Source organism: Glaciecola sp. G7-5 (assembly GCF_055808975.1).
Genome location: NZ_CM147892.1, coordinates 808,014 through 828,913 on the forward strand (window position 1 = coordinate 808,014; position 20,900 = coordinate 828,913).

17 protein-coding genes and 1 pseudogene are annotated in these 20,900 nt (G+C 42.6%); 9 read left to right on the forward strand and 9 right to left on the reverse strand.

All coding sequences use genetic code 11. The features are described from left to right. The first annotated feature begins 395 nt into the window (after positions 1-395). Entirely contained in the window at positions 396-3,278 is a 2,883-nt protein-coding gene (locus AC0L6H_RS03630; RefSeq protein WP_473394458.1) for a TonB-dependent receptor, read from the forward strand. A 329-nt stretch (positions 3,279-3,607) separates the two neighbouring features. Here AC0L6H_RS03630 and AC0L6H_RS03635 read toward each other — a convergent pair whose 3' ends face one another. Continuing rightward, positions 3,608-4,081, reverse strand: a complete 474-nt coding sequence (locus tag AC0L6H_RS03635) for a hypothetical protein (protein ID WP_473392653.1) — start codon at positions 4,079-4,081, stop codon at positions 3,608-3,610. A 279-nt stretch (positions 4,082-4,360) separates the two neighbouring features. Between AC0L6H_RS03635 and AC0L6H_RS03640 the strand changes: the two genes are divergently transcribed. Beyond that, on the forward strand, positions 4,361-4,591 hold the full coding sequence (locus tag AC0L6H_RS03640) for a PGPGW domain-containing protein (RefSeq protein ID WP_473392655.1): 231 nt from the start codon (positions 4,361-4,363) through the stop codon (positions 4,589-4,591). Between the two features lie 137 nt (positions 4,592-4,728). Beyond that, positions 4,729-5,808 carry a bile acid:sodium symporter family protein gene (locus tag AC0L6H_RS03645; protein WP_473392656.1) on the forward strand — a complete coding sequence of 360 codons (1,080 nt, stop codon included), beginning with the start codon at positions 4,729-4,731 and terminating at the stop codon, positions 5,806-5,808. A gap of 4 nt (positions 5,809-5,812) precedes the next feature. Here the strand turns inward: AC0L6H_RS03645 and AC0L6H_RS03650 are convergent, their stop codons facing one another. Further along, the gene (locus AC0L6H_RS03650) at positions 5,813-6,352 is read right to left on the reverse strand and encodes a redoxin family protein (RefSeq protein ID WP_473392657.1); all 540 of its coding nucleotides are present in this window, start codon (positions 6,350-6,352) and stop codon (positions 5,813-5,815) included. Positions 6,353-6,570: 218 nt separating this feature from the next. Here AC0L6H_RS03650 and AC0L6H_RS03655 point away from each other — a divergent pair. Together AC0L6H_RS03655 and AC0L6H_RS03660 are read left to right on the forward strand one after the other, a co-directional pair. Continuing rightward, a pseudogene (locus tag AC0L6H_RS03655) lies at positions 6,571-7,022 on the forward strand (GNAT family N-acetyltransferase). Between the two features lie 14 nt (positions 7,023-7,036). Next, entirely contained in the window at positions 7,037-7,411 is a 375-nt protein-coding gene (locus AC0L6H_RS03660) for an MmcQ/YjbR family DNA-binding protein (RefSeq protein WP_473392658.1), read from the forward strand. 218 nt (positions 7,412-7,629) lie between these two features. On the opposite strand, the gene AC0L6H_RS03665 is transcribed toward AC0L6H_RS03660, so the two are convergent. Together AC0L6H_RS03665 and AC0L6H_RS03670 are read right to left on the reverse strand one after the other, a co-directional pair. Then, complete coding sequence (locus AC0L6H_RS03665; RefSeq protein WP_473392660.1) at positions 7,630-8,394, reverse strand: 3-keto-disaccharide hydrolase; 765 nt, start codon at positions 8,392-8,394, stop codon at positions 7,630-7,632. Positions 8,395-8,543: 149 nt separating this feature from the next. Then, positions 8,544-8,702 carry a YqaE/Pmp3 family membrane protein gene (locus AC0L6H_RS03670; protein WP_473392661.1) on the reverse strand — a complete coding sequence of 53 codons (159 nt, stop codon included), beginning with the start codon at positions 8,700-8,702 and terminating at the stop codon, positions 8,544-8,546. Between the two features lie 302 nt (positions 8,703-9,004). On the opposite strand from AC0L6H_RS03670, the gene gdhA reads away from it, so the two are divergent. After that, positions 9,005-10,342 (forward strand): NADP-specific glutamate dehydrogenase, encoded by a 1,338-nt coding sequence (gene gdhA / locus AC0L6H_RS03675; protein WP_473392663.1) that lies wholly within the window; start codon positions 9,005-9,007, stop codon positions 10,340-10,342. A 131-nt stretch (positions 10,343-10,473) separates the two neighbouring features. Next, on the forward strand, positions 10,474-11,028 hold the full coding sequence (locus AC0L6H_RS03680; RefSeq protein WP_473392664.1) for an acyloxyacyl hydrolase: 555 nt from the start codon (positions 10,474-10,476) through the stop codon (positions 11,026-11,028). A gap of 32 nt (positions 11,029-11,060) precedes the next feature. Here AC0L6H_RS03680 and AC0L6H_RS03685 read toward each other — a convergent pair whose 3' ends face one another. Next, positions 11,061-11,483 carry a hypothetical protein gene (locus AC0L6H_RS03685; protein ID WP_473392665.1) on the reverse strand — a complete coding sequence of 141 codons (423 nt, stop codon included), beginning with the start codon at positions 11,481-11,483 and terminating at the stop codon, positions 11,061-11,063. 211 nt (positions 11,484-11,694) lie between these two features. Between AC0L6H_RS03685 and AC0L6H_RS03690 the strand changes: the two genes are divergently transcribed. Both AC0L6H_RS03690 and AC0L6H_RS03695 read left to right on the forward strand, forming a co-directional pair. Continuing rightward, complete coding sequence (locus AC0L6H_RS03690) at positions 11,695-14,727, forward strand: PAS domain-containing protein (RefSeq protein ID WP_473392667.1); 3,033 nt, start codon at positions 11,695-11,697, stop codon at positions 14,725-14,727. After that, positions 14,657-16,231, forward strand: coding sequence for a hypothetical protein (locus AC0L6H_RS03695; RefSeq protein WP_473392668.1), 1,575 nt, complete (start codon positions 14,657-14,659; stop codon positions 16,229-16,231). Before AC0L6H_RS03690 ends, AC0L6H_RS03695 begins: the two co-directional genes overlap by 71 nt. A 31-nt stretch (positions 16,232-16,262) precedes the next feature. Here the strand turns inward: AC0L6H_RS03695 and AC0L6H_RS03700 are convergent, their stop codons facing one another. From AC0L6H_RS03700 to AC0L6H_RS03715, 4 genes are all read right to left on the reverse strand, one after another. Next, the gene (locus tag AC0L6H_RS03700) at positions 16,263-17,711 is read right to left on the reverse strand and encodes a hypothetical protein (protein WP_473392669.1); all 1,449 of its coding nucleotides are present in this window, start codon (positions 17,709-17,711) and stop codon (positions 16,263-16,265) included. A gap of 81 nt (positions 17,712-17,792) precedes the next feature. After that, positions 17,793-18,431, reverse strand: coding sequence for a 1-acyl-sn-glycerol-3-phosphate acyltransferase (locus tag AC0L6H_RS03705; protein ID WP_473392671.1), 639 nt, complete (start codon positions 18,429-18,431; stop codon positions 17,793-17,795). A 76-nt stretch (positions 18,432-18,507) separates the two neighbouring features. Further along, positions 18,508-18,738 (reverse strand): DUF1272 domain-containing protein, encoded by a 231-nt coding sequence (locus tag AC0L6H_RS03710; protein ID WP_473392672.1) that lies wholly within the window; start codon positions 18,736-18,738, stop codon positions 18,508-18,510. A 34-nt stretch (positions 18,739-18,772) separates the two neighbouring features. Continuing rightward, a complete protein-coding gene (locus tag AC0L6H_RS03715; protein WP_473392673.1) occupies positions 18,773-20,701 on the reverse strand; it encodes a glycoside hydrolase family 13 protein in 1,929 nt (642 codons plus the stop codon). Positions 20,702-20,900: the final 199 nt, after the last annotated feature.

Genomic DNA, 20,900 nt, shown 5'->3' on the forward strand with positions numbered 1-20,900 from the left:
AAATTAGGCATTTATAAGCAATTGCATCATTTTTGGGCAAGCATATATTTAGCAATAAATCTAAACGAATCATAGCTTTACGAGAAACTCCTGCTTGAAATATTTTTTTTGGTAATACCAAACTGTAACACAAGGATGCAAAATAAGCTTTAAAAAACCTCATGCTTTTTACCAAATTGGTAAACCAATGATTGACAAATAGCCTATCAAGCAGGTATTTTTAATAGCGACTCAAATCATTTTATTAACATCTTCTTAATAAAATGATTTGATTTCGACGCAAAGCTACAAATAAATTTACAACACACGGACAATACACACACATGAAAACACAACTAAACAGAATAAGTTCTGCACTAAGAAGCCGCAAAACCCAAGCGACCTTCTTAGGTGCCATGACATTAGCGATGATGTCAGTACCTGCTGTTTCTGCACAAGAAGCATCAGCTGAAGACACTCTTGAAGTTATTGAAGTATCAGGAATCAGAGCTTCACTAACTAGCGCTCTTGCAGAAAAAAGAGATGCGCCCAACTTAATCGAAGTAATTAAAGCAGATGATGTTGGTAAACTGCCTGACCAAAACTTAGCAGAAGTACTTGAAAACATCACTGGTGTACAAATCACAAGAACTGCCGGTATCGGAACAGGTGTACAGATTCGTGGTTCAAACGCTAACCGTGTAGAAATAAACGGTGTTTCTACTGTTGGTTCTGGCGCTGGTCGTAACGGTATCAGCTTTGAAGATATTAATGCCTCTATCATTGCAGCTGTAGAAGTAACTAAAGCTTCACAAGCAAAAACGATTGAAGGTTCAGTAGGTGGTACGGTTAACTTACGTACTATTCGCCCTCTAGAGTTGTCTGATACATTGGCCGCAGTTCGCGTTCAACTTGAAGAGAGTAGCCTAAGTACTGAAAGTGCTAAGCCTCGTTTCTCTGGCGCATATGGCGACAACTGGGAAACTGACGCTGGTAAGTTTGGTTTTGTAGTAAGTGGTAGCTACACAGAACAAGAAGCGGTATCTTTCCGCCCTCGTACTGACCGTGACAACTTAGTTTCCGTTGATGGTGTACCAGAGTTTCAGGGCATTCAATTCTTAGTTCAAGAACAAGAAAATGATGATTATGAAACCACTAACTTAGCGACAACTTTCCAATTTGCGCCTAATGAAAACATGAAATTTCATTTTGATGCGATTATTAACAAACAAGAGCGCAGCCGAGACAGCTACAGACTACAGGCGTCTGGCGTAAGTACTTTACGTAACACAAGTATACCTTCAGCTTTTGAAACAATTAACTATGGCACTGTTAACGGCGTTAACGTTGGTACTTATCAAGCAGCGCTAGCTGGTAACCTTGAGCCAGACCTAGCGTTGGATGATGATGATCCTAACTTACGTTTTTCAAGTGACACTGGCGCTCGTGTGACTGACAGCGAAGTATTTACCCTAGGCGGTGAATGGCAGGGTGACAACCTTAAAGTATATGCAGAGATTTCAACTTCAAGTGCTGACACTTCTAACCCTAATTTAAGTACTACACTTAACTTTATTAACCCTAACTGTCCATTAGACGGCACTAGTAACGATAACTGTGTACCGTTTAAGTATGACTTGTCAGGCGGTACTTTAGCTTGGGGCATCAACTTTGACTCGCCTCTAGCACCAGACCCATCACACTTGCTTGATCCTAACAACGTTGTGTTAGACCAAGTACAAGTAGGTGCAAACACTACTGCAAACCAAGAAGACGCACTTCGTGTAGATTTTGAATACTATGTTGACCAAATCGACTTTATTGAGTCGGTAGATTTTGGTTTCCGTTTCAACAATTCATCAAGCAAGTTTAATGAAGTTCGTGACAACATTGGTGGTTTTAGCCGCATGGCAGATAGCCCTAACGGTTCGTTATTCTCTGAGCTACTTGTTGTAGGTCCAAACAATTATGGCGATGCCGATGGCAGAAACTTATTTGTTGCTAACTTCTTATTGCTTGATCCAGACCGTTCATTCTCAGACCCACAAGGCGTGATTGATATTCTACAAGCAGCTGTTATTCAGCACGACCCTGATAGCCCTGATATCCTAAACCTGCAATCAAACAATCTTGCATTTAGAGATATTGAAGAGTCTACCACTGCATTATATGCTCAAGCTAACTTCGAGTTTGGTGAAATGGTGCGCGGTAATGTTGGTCTTCGTTATATAGAAACTGACATTGATTCAACAGGTTACAACCCAGATGATCAACTAGAAACTACCAGCGGAAGCTATGATTTTGTATTGCCACGTTTTAACTTGGTTGTTACTCCACATGATGACGTTGTTGTTCGTTTAGCATATGGCACTGACATTAGACGTCCTAACTTTGATCAGTTAGGTACTGGTTATAGATTAGATACTTCAGAAAACTCAGTTGTTGCACTTGGTAACCCAGGTTTAGAGCCTGAAGAAGTGACTTCGTTTGACATTGGTGTTGAGTGGTATTTCGCAGAATCTGCAGTAGCTAGTATTGGTTACTTCAAAAAAGACCGTACGAACATTTTCGGTTCTGACTTTGAAGGTGCTATCTTGGTTAACGATCCTACTGTTACTGGTGGCTTGGCTCGCGAAACTGACCCATCATGTCCTGGCGGCGGTATTTTCAACCCTATCGTTGTTCCAAACGTATTGGGTGACCCAAATCAACTTGGACTTTGTGTAGATAAAACAACTCCGGGTAACGATCCAGAAACGACTACTCAAACAGGTATCGAGATGGCGTTCCAGTATGACCTATCTAGCTTTGAAGATGACTTAGGTTGGGCTTCTGGTTTTGGTATGATTGCTAACTACACTATTCAAGACTTCTCAGGCGGTTCAGTGATAGATACGACTTCTGGTCGTGGTGCTCAAGTACTTGGTGACCTTAGCATTCCACGCGGTTTGTTAGATTTCTCTGAAAATGCGTATAACTTCACTTTATACTATGAGAAATTTGGTCTTTCAGCTCGTATGCGTTATACATGGCGTGAAGCGTTCCGTACTCAAGATTTCGCAGGTGGCGCAAACACCAGTGGTAGTAGTACGCTTAGCTTCCCAGTTGTTACTGACGACAGAGGCCAGCTTAACGCAAGTATAAGCTATGACGTAACTGACAAGCTAAACATTGGCTTAGAAGCGGTTAACCTTACTGAAGAGCGTATTGACCAGTACTGTGTTGCCCAAGATGCCCTACTATGTTTCGTAGGTCTTCCAGACCGTCGCGTTACGATAGGTGCTAGCTACCGTTGGTAGAATGACCTAAAGGCGATGAGAAGCTTGTCGCCTTTACCATTCTAGTTATTTAGCTATTAATTATAAAGCGAGCCTTTTTCAAGGCTCGCTTTTTTTATGCTGTTTGTTTAAGCACAAAACATCAAAAACTTCATTCCCGCGGAAGCGGGAACCTCCTACAAACACAGTACAATCAGATAGTTAAAGCATGTATTGGCAGATTCCCGCCGCCGCGGGAATGACGGATATGTTTGGATTTTATGTTAACCGAACGGCATTACGGCTCCGCGGGAAAGACGGATATGTTGGAAGAATGACAGATAGATCGTTTAGAAAACTACAAGCTCGAACTACCGTTCATGCGCAACTAACACGCCAGTATTGATACGCGCAACATGCTCAGGTAAGTTCGCAGACATCCATTGCTCAAAGGCTGCTAAGTCTACATTTTCAGGGGTATCGCCAGTACTTAAAAAGATGTAACGCCAAACATACTCGCGCATATAGCCAGCTTGATTTATCTTGCTTAAGTCATCTAGCTCTGGCGCAGGCTTCACTTTTTTAGCAGCGAGGAGTTCTTGCCAAATAGATGCCGCTTTTGAACGAGCGTAGACTTCTCTTTCATATAAATCAGGCACTCCTGATTCATCGTAGGTTGGTGACCAGGCTTTTAACGCCAAACCATATGCAATCCAACCTGTTGCGGTATTGTCATCTCCTATGAGATTTGGGTCTAACACAATATCGCTGTTGCTCACTGTTTTTTGTGTATTCGCACATGCAAACATACAAAGAGTAATAAAGATGATGAATAAATGACGCATGTCCTGCCTTTTTTTAAAAGTTAAGCCGAAGTCGGGCTTATGAATATTACGTTTATAACCAAGCTAGCTGCTAAATACCAGCACAAAAGCGTTAGCAAATATGTCTACAGTTAAATGATGAAAGTACTAATTATTCGTCAATTAGACCATCTTGGTGTAGCTATCATTTATTCTCAGCAAGTTAACCCATTGTTTTAATTTGATAATATCTATGGCATTGGTCTTGCTAATCGAATAACTACTTTCAAAAATTAAAAGTATTACTAAGAGATAAATAAAATGAAATTTATAAAAAAGTCTTTAATTAGTGTTGTGGGTGGCGTTTTGGTACTACTAGGGCTCATTTTTATTATTATTCCAGGGCCATCACTATTATTGATTATTCCAGGCTTATTTATATTGAGTTTTGAATACCCCGTGGCTAAGGTATGGTTAAAAACAGCGATGAGAAAGATGCGCTTGGTAGCGAAATGGTTAGACAGTAAATTGCTTAAACGCAAATATAGTTAAGCACTTTCACGCTGCATAAATACGCAGCAAATTTTTGGCAAGTTTACACTCCAAAAAAATAGACAAATAAGCTTGAAAGTCATTATTTTTCTGATAAAAAGATGTACTATTTTTGTAAAATCAGAGAATTTTAAAAAATGAGTATAAATTACAAAACAGTTTCCGGCGCGGCAAGTTTCTTACTCTTCTTGCTTAGCGCCTTCTTCATAGCTAGCTCTCATTGGGACATGGCAGGCCCTTGCGTGATCGCCTTCTTTATTGGCGTAGCCGTATATCTTCGAAGCACTCAGTTTTTAGGTGGCTTTGCTTTTACCTTCCTCATCTTCGCCGCCGTGTCTGCTGCATTATTTTATCCTAATGCATTCTTAAGTGTTGGAGATTACCAACTAAAGGGCTTAATAGTTCCGTTGCTAATGATTATCATGTTTGGCATGGGAACTTCAATGAGCACCAAAGATTTTGCGCGAGTGGCTACGATGCCAAAAGGTGTCTTAATTGGTTTATTACTTCAGTTTTCTATTATGCCTTTACTTGGTTTTGCATTAGCTACTATGTCGGGGCTCCCGCCAGAAATCGCTGCAGGTATTATTTTAGTAGGCTGCTCGCCTTCGGGGCTTGCATCTAATGTTATGGCGTATATTTCTGGTGCAAACTTAGCGTTGTCGCTAACCCTTACCGCGGTATCGACCTTGCTAGCCCCCTTTTTAACCCCTCTATATATGAGCTGGTTTGCCGGTGAATTTATCCCTATAGACGCAACGGCGATGTTTATCAGTATCAGTAAAATTGTAATTTTACCCATCATTGCGGGCTTAGCATTTAACCACTTTTTACATGGAAAGTTCCCGATAGTGGATAAACTCATGCCCAAACTTTCGATGTTAGGCATTGCCATTATTATTACCATTATCACCGCAGCAGGACGTGATAGCTTGCTTAGCATTGGCGCTATTTTGATCGTGGTTGTGTTTATTCATAATGTAATGGGCTATTTGCTCGGTTATGGTAGCGCTAAGTTGATCCGCATGGATGAAGCATCTTCGCGCACTATCGCTTTTGAAGTCGGCATGCAAAATTCTGGTTTAGCCTCAGGCATTGCGGTTGAGATGGGTAAAGTCGCCACCATGGGCCTAGCGCCTGCGGTGTTTGGTCCTATGATGAATATAAGCGGTTCGTCTTTAGCTGCATTTTGGCGAGGCAAGCCAAAAAAGGAGTGAGATACTAGTTACCAAAGGCTTCGCGAAGCTTCAAACCTATTGCGGTCGAATAACCATAAGAGCGACTAACGACCTTATGGTTTTCATCAAGTAGATAGTAGCTTGGATAGCCCTTAATCGCGAACTGCGTTTGAAAGTTGGCCTGTCCTAGTAAGACGGTACTTTGCACGTCATGGGCACTAACAAAGGCTTCTACTTCCTCTTTAGAAGTATAGTCCAGTGCAATCACGACCACATTAAGCTTATCTTCATTCAAATAGCTAAGGTTACCGATACTCAACGCACAGATTTGACACCATGGCGCAAAAAAATAGAGAAGGTTAGGTTTGTCATCAGCCAACAAGGAGTGCACATCCCCGTCAAGGCTAACCAAATTCTGCTGCTTAATTATGACGCTGCCATCTGTGCTTAGCATGTCACGAGACTGCCAAAGCAATACCGCAGCCACAATCACAACAAATAGCACAATATCACGCACCCAAATAAACCACTTTGATGCGAAAAGTTGCTTCAATTTAGACGAATCGGATTTAGCTGTAGCCATTTTTTTCACATCTTATCTAGCAATTTGAAAGACCTAGAGCATTGTATCGGTATTAGTAAAATAGTTACACTAATACAAATGAGACTATGACAGTATAATTGGGTTTGGAACTTTGGGTTAAAAAGTGCTATTAATTGTGAATAGTAAGTGACTTTACGCAATCACCTCTACACTATTTTTTGTATTGAAAGGCACAAGCATTGGACACACAATTTACATTGAAACTAGGTGGCCTTGACCACCCACAAATTATATCTTTATTAGAAGAGCATTTGTCCGATATGCAAGCGACTTCGCCCCCTGAAAGCAAACATGCCCTTGATATTGATGGATTAAAGCTAAGTTCGATACAGTTTTTAGTTTGTGGGATGCACAAACATTAGCCGGATTTGCGGCCTACAAAAAACTCAATGCACAGCAAGGTGAAATAAAATCTATGCGCACCGCCAAACAATATAGAGGCCAAGGAGTAGCTAGTATCTTGCTTGAGCATATTATTCAAAGTACAAAGCAAAGCGGTTTTAGTTTATTGAGCCTTGAAACAGGATCAATGGCGTATTTTAAACCCGCCCGTAAGTTTTACGCAAAACATGGCTTTTGCCATGGTGCGCCTTTTTCTGATTATTCGCTCGACCGTAATAGTGTGTTTATGCATAAAAATTTAGATTAAATAAGGCAAACAAAATGACCTATGACCAATACAATGAATTTTGTAGTCAATTTGCCGCTACCTCCTACGTAAGGCAATGGGGGGATGCTGATGTATGGAAGGTAGGTGGTAAGGTATTTGCGGTTGGTGGTTGGAATAAAGCTGATTCACCTACAGTTACATTTAAGACTTCTCCTTTAAACTTTGAGTTTTTGTTGCACAAAGAACATTATCGCCCAGCCCCTTATTTAGCCTCTCGTGGCATGAAGTGGATTCAGCAATTTTGCGCCCCAAGCAGTTTAGACGACGAGTTGCGCTATTATATCGAAGCCTCTTACCATTTAGTTGCATCGGGTTTATCGAAAAAGAAACAAAGAGAACTTGGTATCATACTTAAACAACAAGCGTAGTTCGATTGCCATGCTCTGAGTCATCACCAGTGCCGGTCACGCCCAAGCATAATACAACAAAACGTCATTCCAGCGAAGGCTGGAACCCCTACCTACTACTTGCTTTGTCCCATAAATAGCGGATGATTTTGGGAGATCTCAGCCTTCGCTGAGATGACGCCGGGGAGGATGCTTTTGGGAGATCTCAGCCTTCGCTGAGATGACGCTGGGGAGGGAGCTTATAACTCCCTGACCCACATATTTCTGAAGCTCACTAGGTTGCCGTGATCTTGCAGTTGCAAGGGTGCGCAGCCATGCGCTTCATAGCTTGGTGCGCCAATCCATTCTGTAGTTCCAAGTATTTCCACATGGTTTTGTACCACAAGCCCATTGTGTATCACCGTAATATAAGCCGGCTTGAGTAGTTCATCACCTTTAAATTTCGGCGCGCTATAAATAATATCGTAGCTCTGCCATTCCCCCGGCGGTCTCATTGCGTTCACAAGAGGAATTGCTTGTTTATATATGCTTGCGGCCTGCCCGTTTGGATAGGTTTTATTGTTGTACGAATCAAGTATTTGTACTTCGTATCGTTGTTGAAAAAATATGCCGCTATTGTTGCGCTGTTGACCTTCCATATCGTCAACCTCGGTCGGTGTCTTCCATTCAAAGTGCAGTTGTACATCGCAAAATTTCTGTTTGGTGGCAATATCCCCTTTCCCTGGTGTCACAGTGAGTACACCGTCCTTGTATTCCCATGGGAGACCGGCGGTCTTAAGGCCGTTCCAAAGTATGGAAGCGTCGGTATTGCCGATTAATACAAGAGCGTCTGAGGGAGCGCTGTTCGCTGGCGCGCTTACAACTGGCGGAACGGGTTCCCACACTTCTGTCTTTTGCGCCTTTTGCCACGGTTTTAAGGGAGTGTCTTTCACAGCACATACAGAGCTTAAGGGGGTAGAAGATAGCACCAAGAAAATGACGCCGCCGCGCACATAATTCAACATATTTGTCATCCTAATGTTTTTTTTCAGTGTAGTGCATAATTACTTATTTTTATATAAGCATGGCGCAAAAACCAACAGTGGCACACAGGGGCCAACTTCATAAGAAATTATTGCCAGCCCTGTGTAGTATTTACATAGCCAAGCCTTAATTATTTTTTGGCAATAATCCAAACAGCATGAATAATACCGGGTAAATAACCAAGCAATGTAAGAATAATATTTAGCCAAAAGTGCTTACCCAAACCCACTTGTAAAAATACACCAAGCGGTGGTAACAGTACAGATAGAAGTATTCTAATCAAGTCCATGAGATATTCCTTTTCAATAAGTTTTGGTCAATATAATGGTAGTGTAGGTGTTGTTCTGTCTAGTGATTAGGCACTTTGCCCTTGTCACCTTGTACTACCTTCACCAAACCAACTGCAAGACTCGTTCCGCGTCTTGATCGTGTTTCCTAAGATGCGTTTGTGATAGTAAAACAACGCTATTTGAAATAGCTTTGCCTGTGTCTGCCAACGGCACTAATAAACCATACTTGCGCAACACGCGTAACAAGGGGTCTAATTTTTGCAAAAACACGATGCATCTAAGAAGTAAAAAAGGAAAATAAATGACATTATTAGACGAAACACTAACGTGGCTTGAACAAAAGAATCCAGGACAAGAAGAATTTTTACAAGCCGCAAAAGAAACTTGTGAGTATCTTGTTCCGATCGTCAACGCAAATGAAGCGTATAAAAAACATAATGTCTTACAACGAATTTTAAGCCACGACCAGATTTTTGAATTTACCGTGACTTGGGAAAACGACGCCGGAGAACCCGAAGTAAATAGAGGCTGGCGAGTGCAACACAACAATGCATTAGGACCCTATAAAGGCGGAACACGCTTTTCTCCAAATTTGAACATTTCGATTCTAAAATTCTTAGCCTTTGAGCAAAGCTTTAAAAATGCATTAACTCAACTCAATTTAGGTTCAGGCAAAGGTGGCGCCGACTTCAATCCCAAAAATCGCTCTGAAAATGAAATTAGACGCTTTTGCACGGCTTACATGCGCGTGCTACAAAGATATATTGGCCCCAATATTGACGTGCCAGCAGGCGATATCAACGTAGGCAGTAAAGAACTTGGGTATATGTACGGCGAGTATTTACGCGCTACTCAGCGTTATGATGGTGCGATATCAGGCAAGCCGCTAGAGTTAGGCGGGAGCGCTTTACGCAAACAAGCAACAGGTTTTGGCGTTATTTACTTCACTGAAGCAATGTTGAAAGAAAGCGACCAAGTATTAAACGATAAACGCGTCATCATCTCAGGGGCGGGAAATGTCGCGCTTCATACTGCCCTAAAAGCCACTGAAAAGGGCGCCAAGGTGTTCAGTTTGTCAAACAGTCGTGGAACATTAGTTAGCCCAGATGGACTAAGCAAGAGCAACATTCAATGGCTTTTACATGACGCCAAAGGAGCAGAGAACGCCCTCAGTGCACTCGCTAAAAATACCAAATATCAGTATAAAGAAGGTGAAACGCCGTGGACGCTTGAAGCTGATATTGCCATTCCCTGCGCGACTCAAAATGAAATTGACGCAAAAGCAGCCCAGCTTATAGTAAAGAATGTAGACTTTGCTGTGATTGAAGGCGCCAACATGCCATGCACCCAAGAGGCAAGCAAAATAATCATGGATAGCGAGCTGAACTATGCTCCGGGTAAAGCTGCTAATGCTGGAGGCGTTATTGTCTCTGGCTTTGAAATGCAACAAAACGCCGCGAAGCGTTATGAGACTGAATCAGATTTAGATAAGCGCCTAGCGCAGAAAATGCGTGATATTCACGAAGCTTGCGTGTTAGAAAGTAAAGCTCAGGGAAATTCGGCAGTTAACTACTTTCAAAGTGCAAACATTTCAGGATTCAGGCGACTTGCTAACGCCATCATTGCAAGAGGCTACTAAACTAATTCATAAATGTTTGCCCAATAATAAAGGTTTTTCGCTGCCGCTCAATGTTTCAGGTAAACATATGAAATATATCAAGGTTTGCGTTACACTTTTGCGAAATCAACGATTGATCGAGAAATAGAAATTTGACTAAACAAGCCTTTTTGTTGTGCGTTGCTGTACTAGCGTGTTCATTTTATCCAAGTACCAGCAACGCTGGGGAAATCAGTGTTTCATTAGGAGAGGGCACTTCGCGCTGGTATTTCCCAGGAAGAGGAGAACTACCGTCAAGGGGTTTGCGCGTAGGCTATATTCACCCCACTGAGTATAAGTGGGATTTTGCGCACAATACTTATATTAAACTAGAGCTAGAGTTTGGTGCACATCGCTGGACAGATTCGTGGCTTGATAAAGACAAGTATGGCGTTTACATAAATCCCATGTGGCGCTATTACGTGCCGATTTATGGCCAAGAAATCTATTTTGGTGCAGGTATTGGCCTCGCACATACGAGCGAAGACACCCTATTGGATAGAAAACTAGGCTCGCGCAATTTGTTTGAAGATAAGTTTGAGGCAGGTATTATTATTGCCAAAAAACATAGGTTTTCACTAAGTGTAAATCATTACTCCAATGCAAAGCTAGCCGACATTAATCATGGCGTTAACTTTTACTATATCAATTACGCGTATTCGTTGTAAAAAGGAAAGAGCTGGCTTGAAGCAAGCTCTATTCATCCTATCCACGTTTCTTTTATGGCTTTTTTGGCTAACAAAACAAGCCCAATTGCTATGACAAATACAAAACCCTGCATTATTGCTACACCGCTACCCATCACGCTTAGTGCGTCAGTTAGTACAAATATTCCAATGTTTTGTAGCACCAGACCAAGCAAAGACAGTAGCAATAAAGGGTAGGCTAGTGCCTTTTTAAAAAGTAGCGCCAAACAACCCAAAGAACCAGCTCCAACCGCCAGCAAAGAGGCATACGACGCCCACTTAGGTGTATCTAAATACAATTGTTGCTGATCTTGCGGCAAGGATGCCATCGCTTCGGGCGTAATCATGAAATTCATGATTACCGCTGCGGCCCCCATCAGATTCCATAGAAGAGCAACACCAGCCATTACATAAAACCAACTTGGTACTTTTGTCATTTTGCGCGCCTCATAAAAATGTTGTGTATTGATACTACATTATAGTGACAAAAGTTAAACAGAAAAAATACCTACGATGTCCTGAGGCGTGCAACATTGGCCTATAAGTATATTTATACATACCTACGGTGAGACATAGCTACACTACGTGTTCCTAGCTAAAGTATTCTGTTTTTATGAACATCACCTTGTTGAAAAGATTTATAAAAAAATGAAACGACCAGAAATAGCCAAGTACTTGACTCCGCTTTTGGCCCTTAGCCCTTGGCTAGCGCCTAGTTACGCACAAGCCTCTATCGGCGAATTACTGCAAAAACAGCAAGCAGCGCAAATTGACACCATTATCTATATTGGCGCTGGTGCCGTGGCAGCGGTATTTGTTTTGATGTTACTGCAGACTCTGTTAAAGAGTCGTCAAATTACAAAGCTAACAAAAGCCCAATTGGCTAAGCAAAGTGAGCTCGACACGATGCCGATGGGCTTACTCCATGTAAATCTTGAAGGCAAGGTCGTTTACGCCAACAAAACCGCTAGCAAGCTATTGGGGCGCTTGAACGAAAAGATTATAAACCAAGCGCTTACCTCGTGTTTTCAAAGTAATGATACAAATGAGATTGAACAAGCCCTGAGTCAAAATAATATTTCAATAGCAGTAAAAGCTCGCGCGAGTAACTTGTTTTTATCGCTAAATATAGGGCAAACAAGTGAAGGTCACAAAAAGCCCTACAAAGCAGTGTGTCTAGCTAACGAAAGTGAAGTCCGACATAACTTAGCATACGCCAGCACAGAGCTTAGTAAACAAAATAAGATGGCAAATGCACTGGCTCTTGGTAATTTTTGGATAAATACGACCGACAACACCTTTGAATTTGATGCTCGGTTTGCCGAACTCCTCTCGTTAGAATATGAACAGGGGCTGTCTTTCCCATTACAGGCCCTCACCGAACGTATTCATCAAGGTGATAGCAGCGCTTGGGCAAAAGCCATACAAAATGTAAAAAATACGGGTACGGCAGAAGCGTGTTGCCGAATGCAGGTGAGTGTTGAGGGCAAAGCAAGGTGCTTTATCGCGCTGCGCATTGGTATTGTGGCGACTGTCAATCGTGATAGAGAGTGCACAAGTATTCATTGTGGCGTGCTTGACAATAGCCAAGCAAACAACGACAAACAATCATTTGAGCTAAAAACACAAGAACAGCAAGCGATATTTAATGCAAGCCGTCATCCCATTTACGCGGTCGATGTAGATGGCAATATTGCATGGTCAAATTCTGCGTTTAACATGTTATTTAGACATCAACAGCCCAATGCAAGAACAAAAAATCTTTACGAACTAGACTTTTTCCCAGAAGACGTAAAAAAATTGCACCAGTCCTGTGTTGGCTTATCAGGCAGAAGTTACGAGGCGCAGTTTTCGCTTCCTAGCCCACATGGTGACGACGATGATAGTAAACATTTTAACTTGTCCTTGTCTTTTGCCAGCGCCAAAAACCGTTTAAGTGATACATCACACAAAGTCATTGTTGGCATTTTGACTGACGTAAGCGAACTAGAGGCGGCAAAAATAACGGTTCAACAACATCAAGCCCAGTTAAATAGCATGCTCAACTTAGCACCTTTCGCCATTGCCACTATTGATGGCGAAGACCGCATTATCAGCGCTAATAGCGTAATGTCTAGACGCCTAGGCTTTAGTGAAAGCGAGCTCAAAGCTCGTGACTTCTATCAATTATTTGACGAACCCACAGCAGCGGGTAAAGCGGCTAAAAAGCTGCATCAAACTGGCCACCTTCGTGACTACCATGCTCAGCTTAAAGGGAAAGACAACAAGCTTCATCCCAGCGAGTTACACGTCGACATTATCAACAAAGAGAAACAAGAATACCTTTGCTGGATAGCCGATAGGTCAGACGAGCAATTTCAACAAGACAAGTTTGATAGCCTGCTTGAACATAGCAGTATGCCTATGGCGATTTTAGGTGAAAACGGTTTTAGTAAACTCAATGCTGAAGCCTGCAAATTCTTTTGCGTTGAAAACGATTTTGACTTATTTGGGGTAGCGCCATATTCAACGCGCTTAAACACCGACGAAGACACCGCCAGCGCACTGCGCCAAATAGTGGATGAAGTTAAGGTCAGTGGAAAAGCGAAAGTATTTACTTGGGAACACCAAGTCGGTGATTTAATTTTGCCTTGCCAAGTAACCTACGTGCCACTCTATAAAGAACAAAGCTTCGATTCTATTTTATGTATTTGGATGGATAAGCGCGAACTGCAAAAAGCCGACGAAGCCCGCCAATTAGCGATCAATTTGCAGCAGGCAGCGATGCGCGAAATAGAAGAAAAGCAACAATTGCTGGCAAGTAGTCAAGATCAGTTAGCAACTAAAATGCGCACCCTTGCAGACACCGAACATAAGTTACAAACAGTTCAAGAAGACTTGAACGAAACACAGTCTGAATACCATCACCTACAGCAAGCGCATAAAAACGTCACCGACAATTTACTTGAACTAAAATCTCAATATGGTTTGAGTCGTGAGTTGCTTGCCGATGCGCAAAAAGTTAACGCCGATTTAAACGCGCAGTTAGAAAGCTCTAGCCAAGTGGTTGAGGGCCTTAATGAGCAGCGCACTGAAATTGCAGAAGCCTTAAAGCGCAGCGAACAAAATTATCGCGCAGCACAAGAGCAACTCTCGATTAGTGAAGAAAACACCAAAGCACTGCATGCCCAACAAGACGCGCAGCAAGCAAAAATGCACGCCTTAGTAACGCAAATTAGCGATATGAAACAAGCCGTAAATGACAAAGACACGCAAATAGGCAAGGTGAGCGAACAGATTAATATATTGCAATCACAGCTAAATAGTTCAAGCAATACCACTGAGCGTTTGCGCGAACAGCTTATTAATCAACGCCAGGCAAGTGAAAAGGCTGAGCTTGAACGTCGCGAAATTGAACAAACTTGTCAATTAGCACAAGCAGAATTGCGTAATAAAGTTAGGCACTTAAGTCATTTAGAGAGTGAAATGGAAAAGCTCGAAGAAATGTCGAATCAAGAAAAAGGCGACATGCAAGCGCAGCAGTCCGCACTCAAGCAGGAGCTTGACGAAAAGCTACAACAATTACAGCATACGCAAAGCGCACTTAGAGCCGCTCATGAAGCAGCTGAGCATGAAAAGCAAGAAAAAATCGGCCCAGCAGGCGCTATTGGCAAAAGTACAAAAAGAATTACTGGAAGTTGAACAAACCGCGCATCAAAAGCAAGAGGAGCTCGAACAAAAAGAAAAAGAACAGCGCAATGCACAAAAGCAGCTACAACATAAGTTGTGGTCTGAATTAAAAGCCAAGCAGCAAAAACTGCAAGAAACCGAGCAAGTCTTAAAACAGGCAAAACAACAAACTGAGTCTGAAAAGACAGAAAAAGAAAAACACCGTCAGTTATTCGAAAAACTACAAAATGAACTCCTTGATATAGAGAAACGCAATGCTGATCAGCAAGCGAAGATGGCCCAAAGTGATGAGCAATGGCATAAGAGTAAAGAATTGCTCAAGCAAGAAGTAGAGGCTAAACGCGAGCAGCTTGCGCAAACTAAGCAGGCGCTCGATGAAATTCAGCAACAAGCAGACAAAGAACGATTAGCGCGTATTGAACAAGAACAAAAACTCGAGCAGCTAACCATTGAACTATCTGACGTAGAAACACGCGCCAACAAGCAAAAAGAAATGTTAGCAGGCAGCGATGAACAATGGCGCAAGCACCACGACGAAATTGAGCAGCAAAAGCAGCAACTTCAGCAAGACTTGCAGGCAGCGCAAGCGCAAAATGAAAGTCTACAGCGGAAGTTATCAACCAAGCTAAATGATTTGCAGGCGGCGGAGTCTCAAGTAAGTGTCACCCAATCAGGCGAGCAGGCTGTGCAGCAAGAGCTCGACAAAGTAAGGGCACAGGCCGATGAGTTACAAACGAAAATAAGTCATCAGGAAGAAAAAGAGTTGGCGCTGCAGCAACAACTCGCGTCACAAACCCAAGCACTCGAAAATAAAGAAACGTCGATTAGCCATTTGCAAGATAAACAAAAAGCGCTTACCCAAGAGTTACTTGCTGTACAACAAGAATACGCGCAGAGTAAAGAGACCTTGAGTGCCCAGCACGATAGCCATATAGATTTGAGCACGCAAATGAATGAGCTAGAAGGCGCGCTGACGCAAAGTAAGCAACAACTCGCTGACAAAGAGTCAGCCCTGCAAGCGGCGCAAAAGGCCTTACAAGAGAGTGAAGCAAAGTTAGCCAAGCAAGAAGATGCGCTGCTAAGTGCCCATAAACAAGAGTTACAGCAAGCCAACGAGCAAGCGGCAACTACTGACACACGTAAACCTGAAATAGAAAGATTGCCTATGCCCAGCAAGCCCAACGTGTGGTTCGACTTACTGCCTTATTTGCAAAACCAGCCTAATATTGAGTCTTTGCCGATTGCCTTAAATGAATTGATGGATGATTTACAGGCGACTATCGCAAGCACCGAAAGCGCCCTTGAAAGCAATGATAAACGTGAATTATTGAAAAGCTCAAAAGTATTAGTCAGCCTAAGCCAAAAAATCAATTCTGATGCGCTTGGCTATTTGATGTCGAGCATTCAAAACGATTGCACCAATGGCATGGTAGACAACGTATCTATTCGGTGGCCCGCAACCAGACAAGGCTTAGAGAAAACCCTAAGGGTAGTGTATTCACATTTACATGCATAAGAGTAGACCGTATTTCCAAAAGAAATACAGTCTACTCTTGCCCTCGTGCGGTAATTTTGTAGCTTAGTATAAGTGGCGCTCGGTCGTACTCGCCGACCCTTCCCGCGTTTTCAATCGTTACAAATAATCTATCGTGAATGGCATCGAAAGTGGCCCCAAGTACTTGGTTTTTGCCCCCGGCATCAAAAGGATGGCTCCACTTACCGTAACTATATGGTTGAATCAAATAGGGCTCTTTTGCACTGAGTATGTCGTTAATATCGAAAAGCCAAAAGTAGTTATATCGATCATCTGCTTGTTTGGTACATCCTCCACCACACACATTGCCCGTATCTTGTTTAATTTTGTAGCCAATACCACTGTGGATCCCCCCCATAAAACCCACAACCATGAAAGTGTTTGAATTGGGCACAATAAAACCGTAACGCGCATTCGCTAATGCACTCCATACAGGTGAAACGATGTCTTGATAACCGGCAGCACCTTCAACCAGTGTTTTTCCTTCTTGCAGAGGAAAGACCATTTTAGCTATAGCTGGAATACGCCTAGAGACAGCTGGTGTAGCGTAGATTGCATCGTTCGGATTAAAGGTATACAAGCTAGGACCTTGAGAATAGCGGCTCGTGATGGAGTAGTTCGATGCCCAACCTGTTAAGTGTTTAGCCCCAAATTTAGCTTGGTGCTCTAGCGGAATTGCCGACATATAGCCTGCGGCTTTCGCTCCTCCTTCAAGCTGAAGCATGCCAATATATTCTGATGAGCGCAATTTGTTGGGATTGGCAAGCACCTGCAGATTATCCGTATTCGTAGCACTTGCGTCATACCATATTTCCGAGGTTATCAATAAGCGGCGATTATGATAGAGCATACCCGTTATTCGATTTGTTTGATTCCCCACATCACGTTTATCTAGCACTGTTGTGTATTCTTGAAGTACCGGTGCTTCAATGATGTTCTTAGGGTTAGACTCAAAAGAAAGCTTAGCTGGCACTTCAAACTCAGCGATTGCATTATGATGAGCGTGCCCAGCTAAATATATGCTGTTGTTGTCTTGGTTGTATTCAATAGTACCTACGGCATAATCTGAACTTGACTCGCCTTTGGCATTGACACGAAATGCTCCTTGGTAAGTGATGTGAAATTGAGAACGTAAGCCAAGCGGTATATTAGGTGAGCTAGGAGTAGACTGCGAAATATCTTTCGCTATATCTTTAGAAAATAATGCGAGGGCCTTGTCTTGTGCTGTTAACGGCGCACTGGGCTTTAACTTATGGTCTGGGCTTGGTGTTTCTGACTGTACCTGTGCTGGTAGAAGATTCTCTTCTTGCTTCTCTGCTAACGGCTGTAGCGCGACATTCTTTTGTTGCTGTAGCACTTGTTGCTCTTGCTCCAGTGGCGCATCGACCTTTTGACAACCGGCAACAAGGCTTATCTGCAAAGCAATCAAAATAATCACGGTATTGCTTAACATAATTTTCATTTATTCGTTAACCCTATCTATCGCTTTATCCGCGTCTTTGTTTTATACGTTTTGTATATAGCCCATATAATACAGCAAACACTATGATTGTGAGTCGGGAAATACGACGCTTTTTTGATATTTGGCGGGCACGGTTTCAAAAAAACCATACACAGTGTGCATGTCTTCTTCAAAATTTCCTGAGCTTTTAAATACGGGACCAAAAAGTACTTTTTTAGCGCTAAAGTCAAAGCCGACTAATAAAACAGGAACGTTGGCTTTATGCGCAATAGCTAAAAACCCTGTCTTCCACGGGAAAATGGGCGAGCGGGTTCCCTCTGGCGCTACGGCCAAAATCATTTTTTCATTTTCTTCAAAGGCCTCAACCACCTGCGCGACAACACCATGGGGAGACGAACGCTCAACAGGTATTCCGCCAATCGCTTCTAAGCATTGTTTGGCCACTGGCACAAAAATACTGTGTTTGCCCAAAAAGCGAATACGAATGCGCAATGCAAACAAAACGGCTACGCCTAAGAAAAAGTCCCAATTACTGGTGTGCGGGGCAACGGCAATAACCATTTTGGGATGCTGCGGGAGCGCTCCTTCGATTTTCCAGCCGGTGATAGAGAGTAATGTGCGACCAAACCAGCCAGTAAAGCGATTACCTCCTTCAGGAGGACTAGCAATTTCTAAATCAGGAACAGCCCTTGGGCTTGCTGCGGTATTTTCATCTTTCATATAACAACGTTACCAAAGAGGGAGAAGTACTTTATTGTCATTTGCCCTATACCTTCTATGTTATGAGCATTTTATGTTAGCTCGCTTTTAATACCCGTTTAGTACTTGCAGGGTGCTTGGCTAACACTTCGCCAACGCGGCTTGGTCGCTTAGTTAGCGCACCTCGGCAATTTGGGCATACAAAGGCGTGAATTTTATCACTACACTCAAGGCAATAAGTGCATTCAAAACTGCAAATATAAGCGTCTAACGTAGTCGCGGGTAAATCACTGTCACAACTTTCACAATTGGGTCGCATCTCTAACATAATTCCCCCTAGCTAATATTTAAACGAAAAATTACTATTTTGCCGCAATAATGACCATAGCTGAATTTGGCGCTAAAGTCAGTTGTTCACTTGGCACACTTTGTAAGATATCGGTTCCTTTGTTTGAATGCCAGCGTAACCAGCTTTTTGTATTAACAATGCTGGTTGGTATTATAATTTGCTGAGAACGTTCTCCCAAATTAAAAGCAATATAAGCAATATTATCCTCGTCACCAAAACGCAAATATGATAGTAACTGCTTACTATCATCTTGCTCAACAAACTCAATTTTGCCCGTAGATAATACCGGGTTGGCACGGCGCAACTTAACTAGAAAGGCATAATATTCATAAAGCTCGCGATTAAATTCGACTTTATCACTGGGACGGTTTTTGCCTAAGGGATGAGCACTTTCATTTTCGAAGTTATATTCAGGCCACGCCAATGGTTTGCGATTGTGAGGGTCGTCGCTGCCCCACATGCCAAACTCATCACCCGCCCAAATTTGTGGCGCACCGATATAAGTGAACTGATGAGCTAATAATAATTTAGCTGTTTCAATAGTCTGCGCATCAGGTTTATTAATTTTGTAGTTTTGGTCAGCCGCCGCTTTTGCATTAAATTTGTACTTATTTTTATTATATAAAGACGTTAGTAAACGAGGGCTATCATGGCTTGCTGACATATTCATCATTGCATAATTAAAGTCATCATTAATGTTGCTACGCAAGGCATTTAGCTTTTCAACAAACTCAGAGGTGGCAATTGAATCGGGCGCTTTTGCAAAGTAATGCCTTGCTGCGCGATACCACCTGTAATTCATAACCGCATCGAATACGTCACCTTTCAGCACGGGCTCGGGATCAAATAAATCATCAGGCCATTTTTCCCACCAAATTTCGCCCACCAAATATGCTTCGGGATTGATAGATTTTACATACTGACGATAATCTCGCCAAAACCCCAGTGGAAGTTCGGCGGCCACATCAAGGCGAAAACCATCAATGCCGTCGCTAGGGTCGCCATCGCCATTTGGGTCTAACCAGCGCCTTGTCACGGCCAATATATGGTTTTTTGCGGCTTCGCTCTTGATATCACCCTCAATCAAAGTCACTTTATCGGAGTGATCCGCATATTCGGTTTCCTGAATTTCGGGTAAATCAAATACGCCAAACCAGCCTTGGTATTCAAATTCATTTTCTGGCGTGTTTGCATCGTCAAACTTTTTCACCCAATACCAGTCAGCATAGTCAGACGATTGTTGATTCTTGAGCACGTCTTGCCAAGCCCAAAAAGTATGTCCGGTGTGATTCCACGAATAGTCTAGAATAATGCGAATGTCGCGGGCTTTGGCTTGTTTGATGACTTCAAGAAACAACTTGTCTGCACTGGTCATGACCCATGTTGAAGGGTCGCTCGGGTCTTCTTTTGCGATAAGTGCCCTGTCACCTTTTGGATCTGGCCCAAAATTTACATCAACATGGCGCCAGTGCCGTGCATCGTATTTGTGTAACGAAGGTGCATCATTAATAGGATTAAAATAAATCGCATTGATCCCTAGGCCTTGCAAATACTCTAGTTTGTCGAGCACACCTTGTAAATCACCACCGTAGCGCCTAAGTGCGGTTTTAGCATCAAAACTATGAATAATATTGCCGCTAAAATCGAATTTGCCATTTACATCATCAAAGTAGGCATCTTCTTTATACCAATCTTGGGTCCATGGGGTGGTCGTCCACATGTCGGGAATAAAGCCAGGATAGGTGCCTTGGATGTCGGCAATGGTGGGATCATTGCTGGGGTCACCATTGTGAAAGCGCTCAACCATTATTTGATACCAAATCGCCTGTTTCGACCACTGTGGTGGCGTTTTCGGTACCTCTTTCAACACAACGGGCGCTGGCGCTTCTGAACAAGCAAACAAAACTAGCACCCACACTAAGTTCGCAAAACGGTATTTCATCTGATGGCCCTGATCTTGCCCTGTAGGCTATTATTATTTTTCATGGTAGACAAAGGTTTATGTTGTGTGGCGCATGCGCACAAAATATAAACAGCGTAGCCGCATACGAAGCTAACGGCTTTAGCATATCTTGATTTTATGATGATTACATTGATTAACGCACCTTTTTTAGTTAGTTTGTCGCACATGCAGTGTGCTT